This window comes from Vibrio sp. 1-2 (7-a), assembly GCF_013048515.1.
Classification (GTDB): Bacteria; Pseudomonadota; Gammaproteobacteria; order Enterobacterales; family Vibrionaceae; genus Vibrio; species Vibrio diabolicus.
Genome location: NZ_VHSQ01000001.1, coordinates 1,053,783 through 1,076,682 on the forward strand (window position 1 = coordinate 1,053,783; position 22,900 = coordinate 1,076,682).

Genomic DNA, 22,900 nt, shown 5'->3' on the forward strand with positions numbered 1-22,900 from the left:
TTATTTCTCTTTGAGCAGGCGCAAAGAGTTAGATACAACGATAATTGAGCTTGCAGACATGCCAACTACTGCAATGTAGGGAGCCACTAAACCAGCGGCAGCTAAAGGCAAAATTAACAGGTTGTAACCCAAAGACCAAGCCAAGTTTTCTCGAATAATCTTTCTTGTACGCAGTGCAAGCAAACGTGCCTCTAGTAGCTTTTCGAGATTATCCCCAAGTAACGTCATATCTGCAGATGCTTTAGCGACATCCGTACCACCGCCCATTGCAACAGAAAGATGAGCTCCGGCGAGAGTAGGTGCGTCATTGATGCCATCGCCAACCATCATTGTGATACTGTCTTCATCAAGACTCTTAAGGTACGCGAGTTTGTCTTCTGGTTTTGCTGACGCAACGACGTGATCGATACCAATTTCATTCGCTACAGGTCGAGCGTTTGAGAGAGAGTCACCTGTTAGCAGCGTTGTCTTAATTCCAGCGTCGGCAAAACGTTGAACAAAGGCTTTGCTTTCTTTTCGGATAGGGTCGCGGTAGTAAAAACTAGCGACATGCTCGCCATCAACTGAAAGATAGACCGCGTGGCTTTCTTCGCTTTCCTTTCCTTGAACAAAAGCCGCACTGCCTATCTTAACGACTTTGCCATTCCAGATCCCCTCAATCCCTGAACCAATCACGTTTTGCACTTCATACACAACAAAGTCATCATTGGCGTAACTTGCAAAAGAGCGAGCGATAGGATGGTTTGCATGAGCTTCTAATGCCGCGGCTAGAGAGAGACAATCTTCTTTTGGAAGATCACTCAACACTTTTGTATCACAGATCTCAATATCGCCTTTCGTTAGAGTACCTGTTTTATCTACAACTAAGTGGTTGATCTTACATAGCGTCTCGAACACATGACCTTTACGAAGCAAAATGCCAAAGTTTCCCATACGAGAGGTAGCACAGGTGAGAGCAGTTGGAGTCGCAAGAGATAGGGCACATGGACAGGTGGCTACCAACACGGATAGCATGATCCAAAACGCATCATCTGGTTTTGTTTGATGCCAGTACAACCAAGTACCAGCAGAAATAATAAGAATCGCTCCAACAAAGTAACGAGCAACAACGTCTGCAATTTCTGCGATTTTAGGTTTGGAGTGTTGAGCTTCATCTTGTAAACGCACGATATTGGAAATCATTGAGTCAGCTTTGGAACTCATGACCTCTAGCTCAAATGACTCATCACCGTTTAATGTTCCTGCATAAACCGCATCGCCTTCTCGTTTCACCACGTGGGCGGATTCACCCGTTAGCATGGATTCATCAATATGAATACGACCCGAAATAACTTTGCCGTCAGCTGGGATATGTTCGCCAGGAAGGACGCGAATACGATCTCCAACTTTAAGAGTTTTCACTGGTATTTGCTCGCCATCCAACGTTGTGGCGATCGCTGGGATTAACTTTAATAGGTTACCACTCGCCGCAGCAGCTTTGCGACGTGCTCGCATCTCTAAAAATCGTCCAACCAATAGGAAGAAAGTGAACATTGAAATCGATTCGAAGAAGACTTCGCCCTGTTCTGTAACGGTTGCTATTAAGCTGGCCACATAGGCAAAAATAAGTGCAATCGAGACAGGAACATCCATACCGAGGGTTCGGCCTTTGATGCTTCGCCACGCATTTAAGTAAAACGGAAGAGCGGAGTAGAGTAGGACTGGCGTAGCAAAGATCAGACTTACCCAACGAAAGTAATTTTTAAACTCCGGCTCTAGGTCACCAAAAACTTCTAGATACAATGCGACGGCTAGCATCATAACTTGCATGGTAGCTAAACCAGCAATACCTAATCTGTATAAGTATTGCTTCATCATTCGATGATAAGAGGCTTCTTGCTTATCAGCTTCAAATGGTGCGGCTTTATAACCTAGTTTATGAATGACAGATAGGAGTTCACTTAATCGCACCTGAGTGTTATCCCAGGCTAGTAACGCGCGGTTAGTGGTTGTATTCACGCGGATAGACACTAACCCAGCCGTATTAGAGACTTGCTTTTCGATTAACCACGCACAAGCTGCACATGAAACGCCCTCTAAAGAAAGAGTTACTTCAGAGACATTTTCACGATTTCGCACAAATTCTGATTGTACATCTTCATTATCATAATGAATTAAAGCTTGGAGTTGCTCTGGTACTAAATCTGCTTTTTCCGCAGGCGCAGTTCTATATTGATAGTAGGATACTAAGCCGCTGTCTACGATGGTTTGAGCAACCGTCTCGCAGCCAGGACAACACATCTTGCGGGATTCACCGAGTATATCAACTTTAAAATCCGTGTTGGCTGGTACATCTTCACCACAGTGATAACAGGATTCACACATATGCTTACTTCATTAACGGTGTTGACGAGGCAGGAAATTCAACTTTACCTTGGATCATCCATTGTTGGTCATGTGGTTGTAGTTCGACAAACCAAGGGCCTTGAATAGATTCTTCTGCCGTTAGGCGGTAATTACCAGATGCATCCGCCGTAACGAGCTTTGTAAAGTCACGGTCAGGAAGAGTACGATGAGTGAAAGTGGCCGTTAGAGCAGGGTAATGAGATAGCTTCCCTTTAGCGAAAACAATCACAACATTGTTATTTTCAGAAGAAATCTCTGCGTTAAGACCTAGGTCACGAGCGACATTCATTTTACTAATGTCGATGTTAATGCCTTTGCCTTTTTTATAGTAATCCTCGGCGACTAAAGAAACAGAGTTGTTCGAGAAAACGACCACAGTAATCACAGTCCAAACTACGACAGTAAGAGGAAGGATGATTAGGAACCACGGCCAAAATTGTTTATACCAAGGCTTTACCATAAAAAAGTTCTCAACAGCTAAATGAAAAAATGTAAGGCGTTAAATTTAAAGGAAAGACAGCCCCTATGAAAGGGGCTGTTATTGCTATGTTACTTAATATCTCAGTTACTTACTCTCTGAGTTACTTAAGCTCCAGACATAAGAGGCAACGAGCTGAACTTTATCTTCACCCAAAATGTCTTTCCACGCGGGCATTACACCTGAGCGGCCGTTCATTACGGTTTCGGTTACAGCTGCACGAGAGTCGCCAAATAGCCAATCTTGGTCTGTAAGATCAGGTGCACCGACTGCAGGGTTACCCTTACCATCAGTACCGTGACAAGCTGCACACACGACGAAACGTGCTTTACCTGCCGCTGCTTCACGAGCATTCACTTTACGACCAGATAGGCTAAGTGTGTAGCTTACAACTTCTTGCACACCTTGCTCACCAAGCGCATCTTTCCATGCTGGCATTTGACCAATACGGCCATGCATGATGGTTGTTACGATTGCAGCTGGTTCACCGCCGTATAGCCATGCATCATCAGTTAGGTTAGGGAAACCTTTCTGACCACGAGCATCAGAGCCGTGACATTGAGAACAGTTTTGCAAAAACAAACGTTGGCCAACTTTTAATGCTTCAGGATCTTGCGCAATTTCAGGAATTGGGCGTAGACCACTGTCATTGTGCGCGAGTTTACGGAATGCTTCGCCGAAGTAAGCGTCGGCATCATCCAGTTCTTTTGCATATTGGTTTAGTTGCTTGTTCTCTTGTGCTGCAGCGATGGCTTCTTTTGACTCTTCTAGTGAGCGAACGGTTTGAGCCGAACTCTGCCAGTTTAAAAAGCCCTTGAAGCTACCTAGACCTGGGAATAGGGCAAGGTAAACTGCTGCGAACACAAATGTGCTTACAAACAGGTAAGTCCACCACTTTGGTAGAGGGTTGTTTAGCTCGCGAATACCATCGTACTCGTGGCCCATGTCTTCCCCTTCCTCGACGCCCATTTTATCTTTAGCGCACCAAGTCAGGAGAATCGCACAGCCTACCAGCGTACCGACAGTAATCACGATAATCCAGAGACTCCAGAATGTAGTCATTACTTCTTCACTCCTTGGTTATTTGGGGTCGTTTGTTCTTCGTCAGCAAACACCAAGTTGGCATCTTCTTCAAAGCGTGCTTTACGCTTTTTACTAAATGCCCACCATACGATGCCGATAAAACTAGCGAAGAGTACAACGGTATAAATACTATGAATTGTACCGAAATCCATATGATCCCCTTACTTCATTGCATGACCAAGAGACTGAAGGTAAGCGATGATTGCATCCATCTCTGTTTTACCTTCTACTTCTTTAGCCGAATTCGCGATCTCTTCATCAGTGTATGGAACACCGAACTGATCACGAAATAGCTCAAGTTTCTTCTGAGTTAGCTTACCGTCTAAAACGTTTTCAGCTAACCACGGGAAACCTGGCATGTTTGACTCAGGCACAAGCTCACGAGGATCTAGTAGGTGAACGCGGTGCCATTCATCAGAATAACGACCACCAACACGAGCTAAATCCGGACCTGTACGCTTAGAGCCCCAAAGGAATGGGTGTTCCCAAACACTCTCACCAGCAACAGAGTAGTGACCGTAACGTTCAGTCTCTGAGCGGAAAGGACGAACCATCTGGCTGTGACAAACGTTACAACCTTCACGGATGTAGATGTCACGACCTTCCATCTCCAGAGGAGTGTAAGCACGCAGATTCTCTACAGGTTCAGTCGTTTGCTTTTGGAAAATCAGAGGAGTGATCTCTACAAGAGCACCCCAGCTGATAGCAAACACGATAAAAATAGCCAACAAACCGACATTACGTTCTAAGATTTCGTGGCGATTATTAGAATTATTACTCATTCTTAAATCTCCTTATGCCGGATGTGGGATAGCTTTTAGGCTTTCTTTTGGTGCACTTACCGTTTTGTACGTGTTGTATGCCATTAGGAACATACCAGATAGGAAGATAAATCCACCTAAGAAACGTACAAAGTAGAACGGATAAGACGCTTCTACAGACTCAACAAAGCTGTAAGTTAGCGTACCGTCAGAGTTAACCGCGCGCCACATCAGACCTTGCATTACACCAGAGATCCACATCGCAACGATGTAAAGAACGGTACCGATTGTTGCTAGCCAGAAATGCACATTCACGAGACCAACAGAGTACATACGCTCTTGGCCAAATAGGCGAGGTACTAAGTGATATACAGAGCCGATAGAAACCATCGCAACCCAACCTAACGCACCAGAGTGAACGTGACCAATGGTCCAGTCTGTGTAGTGAGAAAGTGCGTTAACTGTCTTAATCGACATCATTGGACCTTCAAAGGTAGACATACCGTAGAATGACAAAGAAACGATTAGGAAACGTAGGATAGGGTCATAACGAAGCTTATGCCATGCACCAGATAACGTCATAATACCGTTGATCATACCACCCCAAGAAGGAGCAAATAGAACCAGCGACATCACCATACCTAGAGACTGAGTCCAGTCCGGTAGCGCTGTATAGTGAAGGTGGTGAGGGCCTGCCCAAATATATAGAGAAATAAGCGCCCAGAAGTGAACGATAGATAGACGGTAAGAATAAACAGGACGTTCAGCTTGTTTAGGAACGAAGTAGTACATCATGCCTAGGAAACCAGCGGTGAGTAGGAAACCTACCGCATTGTGTCCATACCACCACTGAACCATCGCATCCACTGCGCCTGAGTAAATCGAGTAAGATTTACCAAGTGACACAGGAATAGCCATGCTGTTCACGATGTGAAGTACTGCTACTGTGATAATAAAGGCACCGAAGAACCAGTTTGCCACATATATGTGTGACGTGTTTCGTTTCACCAGTGTGCCGAAGAACACCACCGCATATGATACCCATACTAGCGCAATTGCGATATCAATAGGCCATTCTAGCTCAGCATACTCTTTACCCGATGTTAAACCGAGAGGCAAAGTAATGGCTGCTGCCAGGATGATTGCTTGCCAACCCCAAAAGGTGAAGGCAACGAGTGGGCCACCAAAAAGACGTGTTTGACATGTGCGCTGTACAACATAATAAGACGTTGCGAACAGAGCACTGGTACCAAACGCAAAAATTACCGCATTAGTATGCAGTGGACGTAAGCGACTGTACGTCAACCACGGCGTATCAAAGTTTAGCTGTGGCCAAACTAATTGAGCGGCAATCAAAACACCAACAGCCATACCAACTATGCCCCATAAAATGGTCACAAGGGTAAATTGGCGAACGACTGTATAGTTGTAGTTTTGTTCAAGCTGCTTTACTTGGCTCATTTGCATGCTTCCAATTTCTAATTAACTACACTTTTACTTCCAACACGACTTGCGTCGTAACACCACCCAAGTAAACTCTAGAATTCAAGTGTTATCATCACCTTATTTCCATTGCTGACTTTAATAAAAAGTGGCATTTTCAGCGTGACACTATACTTGAATTAACAATTCAATGACAGGGTAGTAACCTTACTGGCCCCCTGGAAATCATTTTTTATTTAAAAAGTTTGAAGTTTGTAACAAGGATATTAGTAATTATGCCTGCACAAAAGTTAACAAAGGCGCGACTTGCACAAATCTTAATCATGCTCAGTGTGTTAATAGGCGCATTTTTCTGGCGTACCTTTACACACGAGAGCGTTACTAGCATTGACTGTTCACAAAAAGAACGATGCGATGTAACAATAGAAGGTGAAATAATCACAATTAATCGTGACTCAACGGGAATTTCGCTCGAAACGATAAAAAGTAGCACTCTAAAAATTGATCCAAATCAATCTGGCGAATTTATCAATCTCGATCGAGAGCATAAGAAAATAGAATGGGACACAATGCCTGAATCAAAAAAAATCACCTTTAAAAAAGGCGAAAACATTGTTGTAGTTCAATTATAAATACGATCTGTCACGAGATAATCGCAACTTCTTAATGAAATTTTCACCTTCTTACCTAGAGAAAATTGGTTGGAATGGTATAACAGCAGAGTGATACCCAATTATAAAATCGTATGCATTGCCAATCAGTTTTTACTCATATTAAAGATGAAGACTCAGCGATAGAAACGCTTAGGTCCGAACTGACACAACAGAACTTGTCTTACGTGATGTGCTACTACACGGAAGAGTACGACTTCGAGTTAATTCGAGAAGCGTTTCTTGAGCATTTTCCCGGTGTGCCTTTTCATGGCGCCAGTTCATGCCAAGCAGTAATGACAGACCAGGGGTTTCATACGGGCCCAGTGATTGCGGCGCTCGCAATTTATGACTCAGGCCCTCATGCTTATGGCACTGGTATTTCTAACTATGATTCAGGTGACAGTGTAACTAGGGCCTTAGATATGGCTCTTGAGAACGCTAACCGCGTAGGAGAAGTGCCAAACTTAATACTGCTTCATGCAACTCCAGGGCAAGAGGAATCAATCATTGCATCTATAGATGAAAGGTTTGGTACGCTGATCCCAATTATTGGTGGTTCAGCCGCTGATAATCATATCGCGGGAAAATGGTCTGTCATTACCACCCAAGGATCTCAAACTGCAGGTTTAAGTCTGACATTATTTTACTCCTCACAGCCTGTTGATATTGCTTTTAGTGCTGGGCACACTCCAACCAATATCAAAGGGGTTGCAACCAAAACTAACGATAGGTGCTTGCTAGAAATTGATGACGAACCGGCCCTCAATGTTTATAGAAAGTGGACAAACCATCAAGATAACCAAGTAGGTAAAAACAACCTGCTATTTACAAACTCGAGTGCTTATCCACTAGGGCGTGTCGCTGGCCACCTCTATGAGCGTCCATATTACAAATTGTCCCATCCAATTCGTGAGACGCGAGATGGAGGAATTGAGCTATTTACACGAATAGAAGAGGGTGATGAACTCACTTTAATGAAAGGAAGCAGAGAACACCTCGTTGCACGCGCCGCTAAAGTTGTAAATGCAGCCTTTAATCAAAAATTAGAAGAATCTCGAAAAATTGGGGTGATAAACATCTTTTGCGCAGGTCCTATGTTGCACTTAATGCAAGACATGAATAGCGTTTGTGAACAAATTAACCAAGAACTAGAACAGTTACCTTTTATTTGCCCTTTTACTTTTGGTGAGCAAGGTAGATTTATTGGTGGTGAGAATGGACATGGAAACCTGATGATTTCATCAGCGATATTCCATAAACCTTATGAAAGATAAATACTTAGACATATACCAACAGGAAGCGCTGCAAGAAGCGTTAGTCGAACTAAAACAGGCTAGGCAAAGAGAACGACTGCTCGCCGATGAGAATAAAGCTATTCTTTCAGCGATATCCGCGATGAGTGAAGCAAAAAACCGGCACGAGATATTTACGGGATTAAATAATGTCCTTAAGAAGTACATCAACTTTGATGATTTTATCGTTCTAACTCGTGATGATGAGAGGTACCCCTTCAAAACGTTGATATCGACAAATAGTGTATTTGATAACATATCTTGGTTACACGGTAACGCATCTGAGAGGGCGCTGAATGGCGAATGTATTCTGCTGTTCGAACCAGATAGGCTTGCGGAGTTTATTAACCTGAACAGCTTTATAAAAAGCCATGTAAACTCGGTAGTCCTAACGGGCATACGTTCAGAAGTAACACAAACGGTCATCTTACTTATTGGTGCTAAGAAAGGGCACTTTAGCATAGAAAATAAGGAAACCTTAAGACGCTTTCGGCCTTTAATTGAGAGGGCTGTCATCGATATTGAGACCAAAGAGAAGTTACAACGTATTGTTGAAGTGCGAACAACTCAGCTTGCTAAAGCAAGAGAAGAAGCAGAGCTTGCAAATCGCTCAAAGTCAGAATTCTTAGCGATGATGAGTCATGAAATTAGAACCCCTCTAAATTCCGTCCTTGGAATGCTCGATATTCTGAAACAATCCACCTTATCAGAAGAGCAAATCGATGCCCTGAGCCAAATGGAATGCTCAGCGGAGTTGCTTCTCGCGATTATCAGCGACATCCTTGACCTCTCAAAAATTGAATCAGGTCGCTTTCAACTCAATGAGCAGTGGGTTAATTTAAGAGACACTGTCACTTTTGTTATTTCTCAACAAAAACAAATAGCTAAGAAGAAGAGCCTTCAATTTAAACTCAATTGCATGGTAACTACCGACAAACAGTTTTGGATTGACTCTACGCGATTATCTCAAATCCTGTTTAATCTTATTGGGAATGCAATAAAGTTTACTGATGAAGGAGAAGTAAAAGTTTCAGTATCTGAGCAAGACTCCGAGCTTGTAATTTCAATATCAGACACCGGAATTGGTATATCTAAAGCCAAGCAAGAACATCTATTTACGGCATTTCATCAAGGTGATCGTTCCATCACGAGACGCTTTGGTGGTACAGGACTAGGGCTAGCAATAACCAAGCATTTAGTTGAAATGATGCGCGGCAAGATTATCGTTAAAAGTGACGAGCATGTCGGCTCAACATTTACTATTAAGATTCCCGTTTTAACTCGGTGCAATCAAAATCGTCCAGTTAAAATAGAAAACAACCAACCAATAAAAGCGATGGATCTTCTCGTAGTCGAAGATACCGAGTCGAATCAGTTTGTAATAAAGCTTATTTTAAATAAGCTTGGTCATAATGTTCATATCGCAAGTCATGGAGCAGAAGCATTAACGTTCTTAGAGGAAAATGAGGATTTAATCGACCTGATTCTTATGGATGTCTCGATGCCAGTGATGGATGGGATTACTGCAACAAGGCTTCTCCGAGATAAAGGCTTCAAGACTCCAATCATCGCATTAACCGCTCATGCGCTAGAAAGTGATAGAGATAAATGCCTTGACGCAGGTATGGATGGATTCATTTCCAAACCAGTTCGAAGACAAGATATCTTTGAAGCTATACAGCCATTTCTGTAAGTAGAAAAAGCATTAATATAGATCTTAACAATCGATAGATTATTAAGATCTATATTAAGTATTTTATGGTAAATAGCCATTATGTTTAATGGTTATGATGGAGACCTTAAATTTCAAATCCACAGGGGAATAGGAGTGCTCATTGGCAACATTTGGCGTACGAACACTCCCAATTTAACATAACACATATAATGCGCACTGCAATAGTGATTCCTGTGGACTTGCAATCACTAAGGCTAATCCAGTGCAAGCCATTGAGATTCCTGATAATCCAAGCCCATTAAACTTTTTTGCAATTACTTCCCATACTGATTTTATCTGCAGATTATCATTTCGAGTTAATTGGTTTATCTCACCTAGCCTGCATTCCCAATCAATTACACGAGAGCCACTTCATTTTCATCTAGTTCATCGAGTCTGAAAGCTTTGCGCTCTTGCTGCCCGATGCTTCTAATCAACATTGAAATCACGAACCTGTGGCTATATGAAGCCGAATATACTTTTCTGGATATTTATAACGATAGCGTTTTCCTTTCCTCAAGTTGGATTTCACATACCGACAAACTTTTTTGTCACCACTACTGGTTACTCTTTTTATTACCGCTTTTTTACCTTTGTGTTCCATCTCTATCATGACATCACAATAACCTTGGTAGTCATCAAATTTATTGTCTGCTTTCCTTTGAATCTTAGTTTTAATCTTTTTAGCCAATGGATTCGTTTCTGAGTCGTCAGACAAAGCTGAAGCACTTACAAAGAGAAAGATCATTAAAGTTACAACGTATCGCATAGTTTAAGTCCGTTTATCTTATTGATTAATCAATGATAAATAATTTTTCTATAGATACGAAAATGGGACGCTATATTGCGTCCCATTTAACACGATTAAGTAACTGATATGTAATTAAGCTCGCTTCTTGCCTCTGCTCGCTTTGAAACCTTGATGTGGAAAAACGTTGCGAATCCGCTGTTGGATTTTTTTGGGAACGTCCTTGGAAAAGCTCAAACGCATGCCAGTTCGTTGGCTATATACCTTCATTTCACCACTAAACGGATTATGTTCACTAATATCTTGTAAGTTATGTTTGAAAGAAGGTGGTAGATGCCCTTTTACGTTACTGATATGGCCATTATCAAACTTTACTTTTAGCACTGGTCTATCAACTGCGATCAACCAAAAGATCACGATGGCAGCAATTAAGATTACATATAACATTTGGCACTCCCTATCCTAGCTAGATAGCAATTTACTCAAATCCTCTTTGATTGAGGTAACTTTTTGACTCGCTTTTTCACTTCTCGATGCTTCAGAAAGTAGATATTCAATTGCGTCAGATAACGTACAACCGAGCTCGTTTGCTCTGCTAGAAAGCTTTTCCCAAACTCGATAATCTAAATCAATGGACTTTTTCTTTGTATGGACTTGCTCTGCATTGAAATGACGCTTCCTTTTCGCTCGGATAGCCTGCTTGAGTTTGTTGTCCAATTCTTCTGACATGTGGTTTTCTATCCAAGCTAATACAAGCGTAGGTTCGTGTTCAAGGCGTTTTAGCTCTGCAACCGCGGCATCTGCTTCACTTGTATCAATATGTCGGGTAATCGCTTCACCATCTTTCCATTTCTTGATGAGATACTTCCATTTCCACCCACACTCTAGATTCTCAAGCTGCTGATATTTCATTTATTCCGACCCATAAACATAACCTAGTGACAGCGTAACCCAGATAATTTACTTGGGCAAATAAAACTCTTAGAAGTATCGATGTTGATCACTCATTTGTCTAAGTATTGTTCATTGAGTGTTGAATGCCGTGAGCGAACCAAATTGGTGCTAGGGTGTTATAGTCCATTTCGTTATAATGTCGGCAAGATTGAATTACGATGAATTTTAATGAACCAACTTAATTGGCAAGACGTAACACCTTCACTTGAGCAGTACGAAGCACTTTTAAAGTCTGCACCTTCGTTACCAAAGAAGTCTTTTACTGATCTTCAACCGAGGATGTCGGCAACGATATCTCGCTTTTCCAAAATGTCGGGATTGACACGCGTGCTACTCATTAACTGCGTCGATAATTCTGTCTATAGAGATTTCATCAGTAAAGCTCTTCAGAGTCATTCTAACGCTGCGATTGTTTTGTCGGAATCACTTGATGCCAAACGTTTATTTGACCGTTACAGTGTTGATGTAAGTGGTGATATTGCCTTCCAACCAGGCTTGATTTCACAAGCTGACGACGGTTATTTGATTGTACCTGCTAATCTCATTCTGGCTAACCCGGGACTTTGGCCGAATATAAAGTCTGCAATTCAACAAAACCTTATCGAGCCACTGAACCTAAGCCCTACTCGCTTACCTACTTCAGTACCGCCATCTAAAGCTTATGATGTAAAACTGATTGTAACTGGGGAAAGAAGTCAGTTAGCAGAGCTAGAATATATCGACGAGGACTTTTGTTCAGGCTTTGCCATGTATACCGAAGTTGAAGAAGATATTCATTTGTCAGAGCAGAATTTGACAGATTACTTTGGTTTGGTGAACTGGATATGTTCTCAATATCAGATGCCTCACTTAACGGAATGTGGCTTTAGAAGACTGTTGCTAGCTGGTATGAGATTTACTGAAGATCAACATTATTTGCCGTTAGGTGTAATGTGGCATTCTCAACTTCTAACACTTGCCAGCCAGTTCAGTGATGGCCAAACATTAGATTACGAGTCATTAGATAAAGCGATTGACGACAAGTATTACCGCGAATCCTATCTTCCTCAGCGTGCCGTGTACGATATTTTAGATGGACAAGTCATCATTGAGACAACTGGGGAGCAAGTTGGCCAAATCAATGGCCTAACCGTCATCGATATGGCTGGACACCCTGTGAGCTATGGTGAGCCTGCCAGAATATCGTGTGTAATTCACTTTGGTGATGGCGATGTTTCCGATGTTGAGCGCAAAGCTGAACTTGGCGGCAATCTACATGCGAAAGGCATGATGATTATGCAAGCTTTCTTAAGCTCTGCTCTAAAATTAGATGAACCTCTGCCTTACTCTGCCTCGATCGTATTTGAACAGTCTTATAGTGAAGTTGACGGTGACAGCGCATCTCTCGCAGAACTTTGTTGCTTGGTGAGTGCGTTATCTGAATCTCCAATTAATCAACAAGTTGCGGTTACAGGAGCCGTCGATCAGTTTGGTCGAGTGCAAGCAGTCGGTGGCTTGAACGAGAAAATTGAAGGTTTTTATCAGGTTTGTAAACATCAGGGTTTTACGGGAAATCAAGGCGTTGTCATGCCGAAATCAAACCTTAAACACCTTGCATTACATAAAGATGTAATAGAAAGCATTAAAAATGGTGAGTTCCATATTTGGTCCGTCTCTACGGTAGATGAAGCTATTCCGATTGTTATGAATAAACCTTTTAGAGGCGAAGACGAGAGCATTATTGGCAAAATAGCGGAACGTATTGAAAACTTTGAAAGACATGAGCATCCAGAAGGAATTGTGCAGCGCATCAAAAACTGGTTTGTCTAGTACTGATCGGAGTTGTTTAGCGTACACGTGTTCACTAAGATGCAGCTATCAAAAATTGGAGTAATTGATAATGCAAAACAAACGTGATTCTTATAACCGTGACGATCTACTTGCTTCTAGCCAAGGGGAACTGTTTGGGCCTGGTTACCCTCAGCTTCCTGCGCCAAACATGCTAATGATGGATCGTATTACTAAAATGTCTGAGACAGAGGGCGATTTTGGTAAAGGTTTGATCTTGGCGGAATTGGATATTACTCCAGATTTGTGGTTCTTTGATTGCCACTTCCCTGGTGATCCAGTAATGCCTGGCTGCCTTGGCCTTGACGCGATGTGGCAACTTGTTGGCTTCTTCCTTGGCTGGGTTGGCGGTAAAGGTAAAGGTCGCGCTCTAGGTGTTGGTGAAGTGAAGTTTACAGGCCAAATCCTACCGACGGCGAAAAAAGTAACCTACGAAATCCATATGAAACGCGTCGTAAATCGTAAACTAGTAATGGGTTTGGCTGACGGTCGTGTATGCGTAGATGGCAAAGAAATCTACGTTGCGAAAGATTTGAAAGTTGGTTTGTTCCAAGACACTTCAAACTTCTAATCACGACTTTAATCGATTTATAAAGGCTCCTATTTAGGGGCCTTTTTGTTTGCCTAGTCTATAAATGTAGAAAAGGCTCCTTAGAGCCCTTTCGAATCCTTCTTTTTGTATGTGGAGAGTTTATTTGTAGAGACCAGATTGTCTTTCATCTCTGGCATCACGCCAACCACCTAACCAATACGACCGAGCATCAACTTGTTGATATGGGCAAGCCTCTTGAGACCTTCCATTCAACCCAGCTTTATAGCCTTGAGATTGAGCTCGTTCTAGGCGATCACGCTTTTGTCTCTTCATAGTTAATTCCTCATACAGGTCCATTTACTAACGTACAGCTGTTATTGTGAAACTTTGATGGAGTTTTTATGACTCCACTTATAAGAATCGATCAAGTTGAGTGATTTCTCAAGGCATAAAAAAAGCAGAGGCTCAAATGTGTGAGCCTCTGCTTGATTTAAAAATTACTGACGATTTTTGACTATTTTCTACGGAACCCAAACAATCCAAGCATGGTCAAAGCTAACCAACCAAGGCCTGCACCTTGACGCTCTGTTGTCGTTGAGTCAACGCTTCGAGACACAATGTCCTTCTCAGTCGCACCTGCAATAGGCACCAATTTTACGGCTACGATTTGCTCATCAGAACTACATGTCGCATTGTTTGCTGTTGTACTGTAACCGCCAGCACATTTCATCGCGGTACCAGAAATCACACCTGCATCGTTGATATCGGTTGCGTCAAGAATACGGAACTGGTTGTTTTGTTCAGAGTAGTCACCGCCATTAGTCAAACTATCTAGGAACCAAGCTTTTCCATTAAATAGTGTTGAAGCACGTTCACTAGTCTCACCACCTACACTGTATGGGTAGATAAAACCGCGCTTACGACGTGGCTTGCCATCGTCTTCACGCGTCGTTTCCGCATCAAGTTGCCCAACGATTTCATTGTAAGAGTTGATACCGCCCATCTTACCGCCTGCACCGCTAAAGAAAATACCTGTAGTTGGGTAAAAAGCGTTAATAGAATCCTTACGAACATCATTTACGATAAAGAGACGATTTGGAGCAGAGCCCGTTGGCATTAAGTATCCGCCCGAACGTTTTGCTTCACCAATAGCAACAAAATTTGAGTTAACATCGGTTAATCGTGAGTTTGTATGAACCGTATCATCGCCCTCACGCTGTCTCGCTCCTACAACAACTTTGTTTTTCCAAGTTGCGTTTTCAACGCTACCTTCTGCCTCTAGGGTTCCGACAAAAACAGTAGCATTCAGATAGTTATCATCACTGTATGTGTTGTAACCCACGCCGTAAACCGTCGTTCCATCTGTGACAAGGTCACGCATGCTTCCTTGAGCCAGTCTTTCTCCATCTTTAGATGTGCCACTTGGCCAAGCCAACTCACTGACGGTTCCACTTTGATCCCAAATAGCTGCTTTCGATGTGTGGTGAGCGCCATTGGTATTGCTTGCCGTTCGAGATACACTACCAACGGTAAAAGTGCCATCGGTTTTCCAAGCGTGGCTTTGCACAACGCTTGCGTCGTTATCACCTGTAACAAAATTTGGTTCAATAGGTGCTACGACTGTATTTCTTGTTTCCAGTGTCGACTGGTTTTCACTGCTGACTTTACTTTGATTACCGACAGCTTCACCATCTTCGGTAAGCTGATTGATAACATTGTTATATTCATTTTTATAAGCAGCAGAATCGCCTTCTACAAATGCTAACGCATTAGAAGTAAAGTCTTTACTACGCTCTTTGTTCCATGGGGTCCAGTTTACAGAAGCCCAAGAGTCACAAGTAGAATAGCGAAGCTGGTTATAACAGTAACGTTCAAAATCTTTGAGTTCTTGGATGTAATAAAAGCCCGCGTCCAATCCAAATGGAATTTCCTCACGATAGCTGTTCCCATCCACGGCTTGTGTCGCTGAAATCGGTGTTGTGCGAGTTTCCATCGCAAGCTTAAATTGGTCTGGTGTACAGTTTGCTGCTGCATCAAAACAGCCCAAAGCGAAAGGGGAACCTGTTGAAGGATCTGTACCCGCATCACCTTGCTGAATTGCAACGCCGTAAGCCGTTTGGTAGTCACCGTTTGAACCATGATCCTGAGGTGAAACCTCAACCACTTGATACAATGCCGCCTGTGCGTTCATTGTGGTACCAACCATCATCGCAATGGCGGTCAATTTGAATTTATTACTACAATTCATTGAATTCTTAACTATCCTGTTGCATTGCTTCGAGTTCTTCCCATCTCTCGAATGCGATTTCCAACTCCTGCTCTAGTGCAGCAAGCTGTTCCAATACCGGCTGAGTTTGCTCTACAGGTTTAGCAAAGAACTCTGGATCGTTCACTTGCTCCTGAAGGCCCTCGATATCCGACTCTAATTGTTCTAGTTTAGCTGGTAGAGCTTCTAATTCTCTTTGCAGCTTATACGATAACTTCTTCGAGTTGTTCTTAGGTTGAGTTGTTTTGGGAGTTTCCTCAACCACTTTTTCTTTTTTCGCTGGCTTTTCAACCGCTTGACGAACCGCCAATACCTGTTCACGCTGCTGTCTTGCATCGTGATAACCACCAACAAACTCTTCAATCACTCCGTTCCCTTCGAAGATCCAGCTTGTGGTAACAGTATTATCAACAAACTCTCGGTCGTGGCTAACTAAAAGCAACGTGCCCTGATAGTTGGCAAGCATTTCTTCTAAAAGTTCCAACGTTTCGATATCCAAATCGTTGGTTGGTTCGTCAAGAATAAGTAAGTTGTTTGGTTTCAACAAGATACGAGCTAGCAGTAATCGGTTTTTCTCACCACCAGAGAGTGCCTTAACCGGGGTTCTTGCGCGCTTAGGTGCAAATAAGAAGTCTTGAAGATAACTCAGCGCATGACGCTGACGTCCCCCAACCATTACTTCTTGTTTCCCATCCGCTAAGTTATCGATCACTGTCTTTTCTGGATCCAAAATCTCTCGGTACTGATCAAAGTACGCGACTTCTAATTTTGTTCCGCAGTGTAAACGACCAGACTGCGCTTCCAATTGCCCTAATAGCAATTTAAGTACCGTACTCTTACCGCAGCCATTTGGTCCGATAAGTGCAATACGGTCACCGCGCATAATGTTAAAGCTAAAGTTGTCGACGATTGTCTTGCCTTCGTAAGCAAAAGATATGTTTTCTGCTTCAAATACAATTTTCCCTGAACGTGAAGCATCATCGATATTAAGGTTAACTTTGCCTTGGACATCCCGGCGATCGCGACGCTCTTCACGAAGTTTCTTCAATGCGCGTACACGACCTTCATTTCGAGTTCGGCGTGCTTTAATGCCCTGCCGAATCCAAACTTCCTCTTGAGCAAGCTTTTTGTCGAATTCAGCATTCTGCATTTCTTCAACGCGGAGCATCTCTTCTTTTTCTTCTAGGTAGTTGTCGTAATCACCAGGGAAAGAAGCTAATTGCCCGCGATCTAAATCAACAATGCGTGTTGCCATTGATTTGATGAACGCACGGTCGTGAGAAATAAAGATGATCGAGCCTTTGAAGTCTTTTAAGAAGTTCTCTAACCATTCGATAGTTGTTACATCAAGATGGTTTGTTGGCTCATCAAGAAGTAATACATCAGGGTCACAAACCAGCGCGCGAGCTAAAGCGGCTTTACGTTGCCAACCACCGGATAAATCGGTCAGTTTAGTTTCTGGACTTAGTTTTAAAGCACCAAGTACGTTCTTAACACGGTCATCAAAACGCCAAGCATTAGAATGGTCAAGCTGCTCTTGAACCTTGGCTAAACGGTTGATGTTTTTCTCACTCGGATCTTGAGCAACAAGATCGAGAAGATCGTGATAGATCTTCAGTTGTTCGCCGATTTCAGCCAAACCGCCAGATACGTATTCGTAAACCGTACCCTCTTGATTACGCGGTGGATCTTGTTCAAGTCGAGAAACAACGACGTCTTGAGTGATTTGAATCTTGCCGTCGTCCAACAAAATGTCGCCGGCAAGCACTTTCATTAACGTGGACTTACCTGCTCCGTTGCGACCCACTAAACAAACGCGTTCGTTTTCTTGAAGAGCGAACTCCGCTTTGTCCAGTAATGGGTGGTCACCAAATGCAAGTTGTGCGTTATGAATGGTAAGTAATGCCATTATTATCCAACCAATGTGTGAGTTGTTCTAAGTCAAACGGCCAGTTCAACTCAGAATCTTGATACTTTAATACGGGTATTGTGACGCCGTAACGAGAAAACAGTGCATCATCGAACGCAATATCAATGATATCTGTTTGCTCGGCCAAACCAATTTGGTCTACTAGAGCAAATGCCATCTCACAAAGATGGCATCCCTCCGTGCTATACAATATCAGCACGTATTAATCCTTTTGTTTATACTACGCGTGCGTTACTAGCCAACAGTTATGAATCTGTTTATTACGCGCAAAATCTAATGGTAACGTTTGAGAAGAAATATTCTGAGCCTTCAAGCCAAGTTCGGCCAGTGACTCTTCATCCATCTTGAAGTGGCGCTTGTTATTTGAAAATACGATAGTGCCTTCACTTCTTAGTAAACGTTTAAGATTCTTCATCAGTTTAATGTGGTCACGTTGTACGTCGAATGATGTTTCCATACGCTTAGAGTTAGAGAACGTAGGTGGATCAATAAAGATCAAGTCGTACTCACCTTTCGCGTTTTCTAGCCATTGCAAGCAGTCTGCTTGTTCATAGCGATGCTGACGTCCTACACAACCGTTAAGCTGCATATTGTCTTTCGCCCAGTTCAAGTAGGTATTTGACATATCAATAGTCGTTGTAGAACGAGCGCCACCAACCGCTGCGTGAACCGTCGCACTCCCAGTATATGCAAACAAGTTTAAGAAATCTTTACCTTGCGCCATTTCACCTAAGCGACGACGAGTGATCTTATGATCCAAGAACAAGCCAGTGTCTAGGTAGTCATGAAGGTTTACGATCAGCTTCACACCGTACTCGTTTACTTCAAGCGTCTCTGATACCTGACCTAATTTTTGGTATTGGCTGCGACCCTTCTGCTTTTCACGAACTTTAAGTACTACTTTGTTCGCCTCTACACCTGTCACCTGAATCGTTGCACGAATGATATCCGTTAGGCGACGTTTTGCTTTTTCTTCTGGAATGTTTTTTGGCGCAGCATACTCTTGAATTACGATTTGATCGCCGTATACGTCTATCGCCACATTGTATTCAGGAAGATCAGCGTCATAGATTCGGTAGCAATCAAGCTTCTCTTTACGAGCCCACTTGCCAATCTTGCCAATGTTTTTCTTTAAACGATTTGAAAAGTCTGGTGCGATTTGAACATTAGTATCAGCACCCTTCACCTCATCAGCACTGCGCTCTGCAATACTGTAGTTCTTTTGGTGACAAGGTAACGCACCATTATTCAATTTAAATTGTTTATCAGCACGCATACGAAGACAGCTCAGCAGCTCGTCTGAACTCGAGAAGATAGAGGCTTTACATCCACCAAACTCAGATTTTAGCTGTCCACCAAATGCGGTGTAGAGCGCAATTAGCCCCGGCTCAGTTCCTAGACGTTCACCGTAAGGTGGGTTTGAAACGATAACACCGTGTTCGAATCCTGCAGGACGAGTAATGGTTGCAGCATCACCTTGTGCGAACTCAATCAATTCTTCAACGCCTGCTCTGCGCGCGTTTTCTTGAGCAACTTTTAATACTTTAGGGTCGTTATCGAAGCCAAAAAACTTAGCGTCAACTTTCTTGACACCTCGTCTAGCTTGAACATTAGCCTCTGATTTAATCTCTGCCCAAGTCTCTGGTTCAAAGTCTTCCAACACTTCGAAACCCCATTGCTTTCGCTTAACGCCAGGAGCCATGTTGGCAGCCATCATCGCAGCTTCAATAAGCAAAGTACCAGAACCGCACATTGGATCGAGTAATGGTTGATGCCCATCCCAGCCACAACGCATGATAATCGCAGAAGCAAGCGTTTCACGTAACGGGGCACGACCCGATTCTGGTCGGTAGCCACGCTGATGCAAACCACTGCCTACCATATCGATCCCAAGCAACGCTTTATCTTTATGCAAACGAACGTGAATACGAACATCTGGGCGTTCTTTACTGATGTTGGGACGCGGCAAACCTTTATTTTCAAAGCAATCTACGATGCCATCTTTGACTTTCATCGCACCGTATTGGCTATTTCTGATCTCACGGTTTGTGCCGTTAAAGTCCACAACAAAACGTTTAGAGCTATGAAATTGGTTAACCCAGTTAATAGCAGATGTAGATAAATACAAGTCCATGTCGTTGTTACACGTGAACTCAGATAAAACACGTACAAATCGAGACGCTAAACGGCTCCACAAACAACAGCGATAAACCTGTTCGTTTGTCGCTTTAAATTTTACGCCTGCCTGTACTGGTTTCGCATTTTCAATGCCTAGTTTAGTCAGTTCTTCAACAAGCAAATTTTCCATGCCATTTGAAGTTACCGCGAGATATTGATTCATAGTGTTCTTTCGCTGATAAAAAATGGCTTCAATTATACCTGACTTTACGATCAATGCCTCGTTTTTAAAGGAATTTCCCCACCTGTTAGTTCAAATCATCACCAACAAAATGATCTGAAACTTTCAACATCTTCAATTTGAGTATTTTTTATTCACGAACGAAATTTTGTTCCCTTGGAAAGAAGTGAATACTTATTTACATAAATTTTGGTATATACCAGGCAGTGATTATTGATGTAAGTTACTTACATTTTTGCCTTATAGGGGAATAAATGGGGTCATTTTAAGCGCTAGGTTGCCTAGTTAAGGGAGTCATCAGATTGAAATAAGTAAAATAAAAGTGACCAACTTCATGTTTGCATGCATAGAAAACATACAGTTTCATGGCTGATGGGGATCTAGTATCAAAGGAAAGGACAAAAAAAATCGACCTAACGAGGTCGACTAATGCAAACAAAGGAACGAAATAAAGAAAAAATTAAACAGGTTTACCCCACCATTGCCATAGGGGTTATTGCAAAGAGGTGATTTGCACAAGCCATGCGGTCATGCATTACTTTAATCGGCTGCCCAAACTGAAGCGCCTTATTGCCATCAAGCACAAACGCTTCTTGGTTAACGTAAGCACATAAGCTCGACGTCTCGCCTGGTTCTAACACGATGAACATGCCATCAGAATATTGGTTTGTTAGAAAGACCATGTCCCCTTCTTCAGGCTCGTAACCTGAGGACTGTGCGTCAAAGAACCAGCTTTTAGGCTGTACAGGTTTATGAAAGCGCTTTGCCGCAACACAATACAGTGTTAACTCAGCTTGGCGGTATTCACTGATGTCGAGGCATCGAATACGTTCATTAAACGTTTGGAATGCACTGGCGTCATCAACGGTAAATTCATTGTTTGAGAAGGCACAGTTAACCAACAATTTTCGGGATAAATTGGTTTGGAAAATCATTTCCTCCCCCAGATCCAGCATTAAGCAAGCTTTTTGCTCGTCAAAATACCAATTCCATTTGTCGCTGGGTTTAAGCATTATTCCGTTCTCTCTTGACTAGTTAAATCAGTGGTAAAGAGGTAAGACGCTTAATTACCTACTCGTGATTTTTAAATTTTACAAACGAACGGATAAAAAAAAAGAGGAAACAAAGTCCTCTTTTTTATGTAATAGCTACTGATTTTTCAGTGGTTTTTGATGTGTATGTTAAAGATTCTTAACAATATCACGTACTAGGCCTGGGCCGTGGTAAATAAAGCCGGTGTAGACTTGAACAAGTTTAGCGCCTGCCATCAGCTTTTCTTTGGCTGCAACATAGGAATCCACACCACCAACACCGATAATTGGAAGTTTGTCTCCTAGCTCTTCATGAAGCTTACGTACGACTTCCGTAGAGCGTGATTGCACAGGGCGACCACTTAAACCACCTGCCTCATCGGCGTGTTTCATTCCTTCTACGATCGTGCGATCCAGAGTTGTGTTAGTCGCGATCACACCATCTATATTGTTTTTCAATAAAGAATCGCAGATTTGGCAGATTTCTTCGTCACTCAAATCAGGCGCAATTTTTAATGCTAGCGGGACGTATTTGTTGTATTTCTCTGAAAGTTCCGCTTGTTTCGCTTTTAATTCAGAAAGTAGTTCATCAAGCGCTTCACCATATTGAAGTGAACGAAGACCCGGAGTGTTTGGTGATGAGATATTAACCGCAATGTAGCCTGCGTACTCATACACTTTCTCCATACAAATCAGGTAGTCCTCTGCCCCTTTCTCAATTGGTGTGTCTTTGTTTTTACCAATATTAATTCCGAGAACACAGTTGAATTTTGCTTGCTTTACATTCTCGACCAAATTATCAACGCCTAGGTTGTTAAAGCCCATGCGATTGATGATACCTTCAGCTTCGACTAAGCGAAATAAGCGTGGTTTATCATTCCCTGGTTGCGGACGAGGTGTTACTGTGCCAACTTCGACAAAGCCAAAGCCCATGGCATCAAATGCTTCAATGCATTCACCGTTTTTATCTAAGCCAGCCGCAAGACCTACTGGGTTACGGAATGTTAGTCCCATACACTCAACTGGACGAGTTGGTAATTGTTGGCGGTAGAAGAGATCAAGTGGTGTGCCGTTAAAGCGTTGGAAGTTCTTGATTGCAAGATCGTGTGCCTTCTCGGCATCGAGTTGGAAAAAGCCAGTTCTGGCTAGACGGTAAAGCATTGTGCCTCCGAAAGAAAAAAGCCCCGTATAAACGGGACAATATTATTTACTGTTTTTCATCGTAATTCAATGAAAATGAATGTATTAAGTAAAAACCTATATCTTTCTAATATTTTCAAATATAAAACAAACAATTAGAGTAAGATTTCAACAATAAAATTTATAACTAACCACCCTAAAGCAATCGATTTCAGCCTATTTTAACTTCCCCGCGCCGTTACGCTGTAACTCACTCGGCGCTATAATAGAAAAGATGAGCAACAAAAAAGCCTCGCTAAATAAC

Annotated in this window: 21 protein-coding genes and 1 pseudogene; 5 read left to right on the top strand and 17 right to left on the bottom strand. The window is 42.5% G+C overall.

Annotation, left to right across the window (positions count from 1 at the left end; genetic code table 11):
- The 6 genes from FKN08_RS04720 to ccoN form a co-directional block, all read right to left on the bottom strand.
- Nucleotides 1-2,364 carry a heavy metal translocating P-type ATPase metal-binding domain-containing protein gene (locus tag FKN08_RS04720; protein ID WP_170891439.1) on the bottom strand — a complete coding sequence of 788 codons (2,364 nt, stop codon included), beginning with the start codon at nt 2,362-2,364 and terminating at the stop codon, nt 1-3.
- 4 nt (nt 2,365-2,368) lie between these two features.
- Nucleotides 2,369-2,845 carry a FixH family protein gene (locus FKN08_RS04725; RefSeq protein WP_005396484.1) on the bottom strand — a complete coding sequence of 159 codons (477 nt, stop codon included), beginning with the start codon at nt 2,843-2,845 and terminating at the stop codon, nt 2,369-2,371.
- Nucleotides 2,846-2,950: 105 nt separating this feature from the next.
- On the bottom strand, nt 2,951-3,925 hold the full coding sequence (gene ccoP / locus FKN08_RS04730) for a cytochrome-c oxidase, cbb3-type subunit III (protein ID WP_005377487.1): 975 nt from the start codon (nt 3,923-3,925) through the stop codon (nt 2,951-2,953).
- On the bottom strand, nt 3,925-4,098 hold the full coding sequence (locus tag FKN08_RS04735; RefSeq protein WP_005396487.1) for a CcoQ/FixQ family Cbb3-type cytochrome c oxidase assembly chaperone: 174 nt from the start codon (nt 4,096-4,098) through the stop codon (nt 3,925-3,927). Before FKN08_RS04735 ends, ccoP begins: the two co-directional genes overlap by 1 nt.
- 9 nt (nt 4,099-4,107) lie before the next feature.
- Nucleotides 4,108-4,728 (bottom strand): cytochrome-c oxidase, cbb3-type subunit II, encoded by a 621-nt coding sequence (gene ccoO, locus FKN08_RS04740; RefSeq protein WP_005377475.1) that lies wholly within the window; start codon nt 4,726-4,728, stop codon nt 4,108-4,110.
- Between the two features lie 12 nt (nt 4,729-4,740).
- Complete coding sequence (gene ccoN, locus FKN08_RS04745) at nt 4,741-6,168, bottom strand: cytochrome-c oxidase, cbb3-type subunit I (RefSeq protein ID WP_005396488.1); 1,428 nt, start codon at nt 6,166-6,168, stop codon at nt 4,741-4,743.
- A 257-nt stretch (nt 6,169-6,425) separates the two neighbouring features.
- On the opposite strand from ccoN, the gene FKN08_RS04750 reads away from it, so the two are divergent.
- From FKN08_RS04750 to FKN08_RS04760, 3 genes are all read left to right on the top strand, one after another.
- Nucleotides 6,426-6,782, top strand: a complete 357-nt coding sequence (locus tag FKN08_RS04750) for a hypothetical protein (protein ID WP_041852960.1) — start codon at nt 6,426-6,428, stop codon at nt 6,780-6,782.
- A gap of 113 nt (nt 6,783-6,895) precedes the next feature.
- Nucleotides 6,896-8,077: an FIST N-terminal domain-containing protein gene (locus FKN08_RS04755; RefSeq protein ID WP_053807426.1), complete on the top strand. Its 1,182-nt coding sequence runs from the start codon at nt 6,896-6,898 to the stop codon at nt 8,075-8,077.
- Nucleotides 8,067-9,788, top strand: a complete 1,722-nt coding sequence (locus tag FKN08_RS04760) for an ATP-binding protein (protein ID WP_048626397.1) — start codon at nt 8,067-8,069, stop codon at nt 9,786-9,788. The genes FKN08_RS04755 and FKN08_RS04760 overlap by 11 nt, the downstream gene beginning before the upstream one ends.
- A gap of 174 nt (nt 9,789-9,962) precedes the next feature.
- Here FKN08_RS04760 and FKN08_RS04765 read toward each other — a convergent pair.
- From FKN08_RS04765 to matP, 4 genes and pseudogenes are all read right to left on the bottom strand, one after another.
- Nucleotides 9,963-10,124: pseudogene (locus FKN08_RS04765) on the bottom strand (DUF3693 domain-containing protein); the annotation flags it as partial.
- Nucleotides 10,125-10,254: 130 nt separating this feature from the next.
- A complete protein-coding gene (locus FKN08_RS04770; protein WP_104971713.1) occupies nt 10,255-10,578 on the bottom strand; it encodes a hypothetical protein in 324 nt (107 codons plus the stop codon).
- A 114-nt stretch (nt 10,579-10,692) separates the two neighbouring features.
- The gene (locus FKN08_RS04775; RefSeq protein WP_170891440.1) at nt 10,693-11,004 is read right to left on the bottom strand and encodes a DUF3634 family protein; all 312 of its coding nucleotides are present in this window, start codon (nt 11,002-11,004) and stop codon (nt 10,693-10,695) included.
- A 15-nt stretch (nt 11,005-11,019) separates the two neighbouring features.
- Complete coding sequence (gene matP, locus FKN08_RS04780; RefSeq protein WP_005396497.1) at nt 11,020-11,469, bottom strand: macrodomain Ter protein MatP; 450 nt, start codon at nt 11,467-11,469, stop codon at nt 11,020-11,022.
- A gap of 210 nt (nt 11,470-11,679) precedes the next feature.
- On the opposite strand from matP, the gene FKN08_RS04785 reads away from it, so the two are divergent.
- Together FKN08_RS04785 and fabA are read left to right on the top strand one after the other, a co-directional pair.
- A complete protein-coding gene (locus tag FKN08_RS04785) occupies nt 11,680-13,320 on the top strand; it encodes a Lon protease family protein (RefSeq protein ID WP_170891441.1) in 1,641 nt (546 codons plus the stop codon).
- A gap of 70 nt (nt 13,321-13,390) precedes the next feature.
- Nucleotides 13,391-13,909: a bifunctional 3-hydroxydecanoyl-ACP dehydratase/trans-2-decenoyl-ACP isomerase gene (gene fabA, locus FKN08_RS04790; protein ID WP_005396499.1), complete on the top strand. Its 519-nt coding sequence runs from the start codon at nt 13,391-13,393 to the stop codon at nt 13,907-13,909.
- A 120-nt stretch (nt 13,910-14,029) separates the two neighbouring features.
- Here fabA and rmf read toward each other — a convergent pair whose 3' ends face one another.
- From rmf to pyrD, 7 genes are all read right to left on the bottom strand, one after another.
- Entirely contained in the window at nt 14,030-14,203 is a 174-nt protein-coding gene (rmf, locus tag FKN08_RS04795) for a ribosome modulation factor (protein ID WP_005377453.1), read from the bottom strand.
- A 181-nt stretch (nt 14,204-14,384) separates the two neighbouring features.
- The gene (locus FKN08_RS04800; protein WP_170891442.1) at nt 14,385-16,118 is read right to left on the bottom strand and encodes a DUF3466 family protein; all 1,734 of its coding nucleotides are present in this window, start codon (nt 16,116-16,118) and stop codon (nt 14,385-14,387) included.
- Nucleotides 16,119-16,125: 7 nt separating this feature from the next.
- The gene (locus FKN08_RS04805) at nt 16,126-18,045 is read right to left on the bottom strand and encodes an ABC transporter ATP-binding protein (RefSeq protein ID WP_006743219.1); all 1,920 of its coding nucleotides are present in this window, start codon (nt 18,043-18,045) and stop codon (nt 16,126-16,128) included.
- Nucleotides 18,023-18,265, bottom strand: coding sequence for a glutaredoxin family protein (locus tag FKN08_RS04810; RefSeq protein ID WP_074190119.1), 243 nt, complete (start codon nt 18,263-18,265; stop codon nt 18,023-18,025). The genes FKN08_RS04805 and FKN08_RS04810 overlap by 23 nt, the downstream gene beginning before the upstream one ends.
- Nucleotides 18,266-18,286: 21 nt before the next feature.
- The gene (rlmKL, locus tag FKN08_RS04815; protein WP_005396504.1) at nt 18,287-20,407 is read right to left on the bottom strand and encodes a bifunctional 23S rRNA (guanine(2069)-N(7))-methyltransferase RlmK/23S rRNA (guanine(2445)-N(2))-methyltransferase RlmL; all 2,121 of its coding nucleotides are present in this window, start codon (nt 20,405-20,407) and stop codon (nt 18,287-18,289) included.
- Nucleotides 20,408-20,895: 488 nt separating this feature from the next.
- A complete protein-coding gene (locus FKN08_RS04820; RefSeq protein WP_005396505.1) occupies nt 20,896-21,438 on the bottom strand; it encodes a cell division protein ZapC in 543 nt (180 codons plus the stop codon).
- A gap of 168 nt (nt 21,439-21,606) precedes the next feature.
- On the bottom strand, nt 21,607-22,617 hold the full coding sequence (gene pyrD / locus FKN08_RS04825) for a quinone-dependent dihydroorotate dehydrogenase (RefSeq protein WP_170891443.1): 1,011 nt from the start codon (nt 22,615-22,617) through the stop codon (nt 21,607-21,609).
- Nucleotides 22,618-22,900: the final 283 nt, after the last annotated feature.

What these genes read in the sequence shown, in the direction of transcription:
- FKN08_RS04720 (WP_170891439.1), bottom strand. Translation starts at nt 2,364, where the DNA reads ATGTGTGAATCCTGTTATCACTGTGGTGAAGATGTACCAGCCAACACG.
- FKN08_RS04725 (WP_005396484.1), bottom strand. Translation starts at nt 2,845, where the DNA reads ATGGTAAAGCCTTGGTATAAACAATTTTGGCCGTGGTTCCTAATCATC.
- ccoP (WP_005377487.1), bottom strand. Translation starts at nt 3,925, where the DNA reads ATGACTACATTCTGGAGTCTCTGGATTATCGTGATTACTGTCGGTACG.
- FKN08_RS04735 (WP_005396487.1), bottom strand. Translation starts at nt 4,098, where the DNA reads ATGGATTTCGGTACAATTCATAGTATTTATACCGTTGTACTCTTCGCT.
- ccoO (WP_005377475.1), bottom strand. Translation starts at nt 4,728, where the DNA reads ATGAGTAATAATTCTAATAATCGCCACGAAATCTTAGAACGTAATGTC.
- ccoN (WP_005396488.1), bottom strand. Translation starts at nt 6,168, where the DNA reads ATGAGCCAAGTAAAGCAGCTTGAACAAAACTACAACTATACAGTCGTT.
- FKN08_RS04750 (WP_041852960.1), top strand. Translation starts at nt 6,426, where the DNA reads ATGCCTGCACAAAAGTTAACAAAGGCGCGACTTGCACAAATCTTAATC.
- FKN08_RS04755 (WP_053807426.1), top strand. Translation starts at nt 6,896, where the DNA reads ATGCATTGCCAATCAGTTTTTACTCATATTAAAGATGAAGACTCAGCG.
- FKN08_RS04760 (WP_048626397.1), top strand. Translation starts at nt 8,067, where the DNA reads ATGAAAGATAAATACTTAGACATATACCAACAGGAAGCGCTGCAAGAA.
- FKN08_RS04770 (WP_104971713.1), bottom strand. Translation starts at nt 10,578, where the DNA reads ATGCGATACGTTGTAACTTTAATGATCTTTCTCTTTGTAAGTGCTTCA.
- FKN08_RS04775 (WP_170891440.1), bottom strand. Translation starts at nt 11,004, where the DNA reads ATGTTATATGTAATCTTAATTGCTGCCATCGTGATCTTTTGGTTGATC.
- matP (WP_005396497.1), bottom strand. Translation starts at nt 11,469, where the DNA reads ATGAAATATCAGCAGCTTGAGAATCTAGAGTGTGGGTGGAAATGGAAG.
- FKN08_RS04785 (WP_170891441.1), top strand. Translation starts at nt 11,680, where the DNA reads ATGAACCAACTTAATTGGCAAGACGTAACACCTTCACTTGAGCAGTAC.
- fabA (WP_005396499.1), top strand. Translation starts at nt 13,391, where the DNA reads ATGCAAAACAAACGTGATTCTTATAACCGTGACGATCTACTTGCTTCT.
- rmf (WP_005377453.1), bottom strand. Translation starts at nt 14,203, where the DNA reads ATGAAGAGACAAAAGCGTGATCGCCTAGAACGAGCTCAATCTCAAGGC.
- FKN08_RS04800 (WP_170891442.1), bottom strand. Translation starts at nt 16,118, where the DNA reads ATGAATTGTAGTAATAAATTCAAATTGACCGCCATTGCGATGATGGTT.
- FKN08_RS04805 (WP_006743219.1), bottom strand. Translation starts at nt 18,045, where the DNA reads ATGGCATTACTTACCATTCATAACGCACAACTTGCATTTGGTGACCAC.
- rlmKL (WP_005396504.1), bottom strand. Translation starts at nt 20,407, where the DNA reads ATGAATCAATATCTCGCGGTAACTTCAAATGGCATGGAAAATTTGCTT.
- FKN08_RS04820 (WP_005396505.1), bottom strand. Translation starts at nt 21,438, where the DNA reads ATGCTTAAACCCAGCGACAAATGGAATTGGTATTTTGACGAGCAAAAA.
- pyrD (WP_170891443.1), bottom strand. Translation starts at nt 22,617, where the DNA reads ATGCTTTACCGTCTAGCCAGAACTGGCTTTTTCCAACTCGATGCCGAG.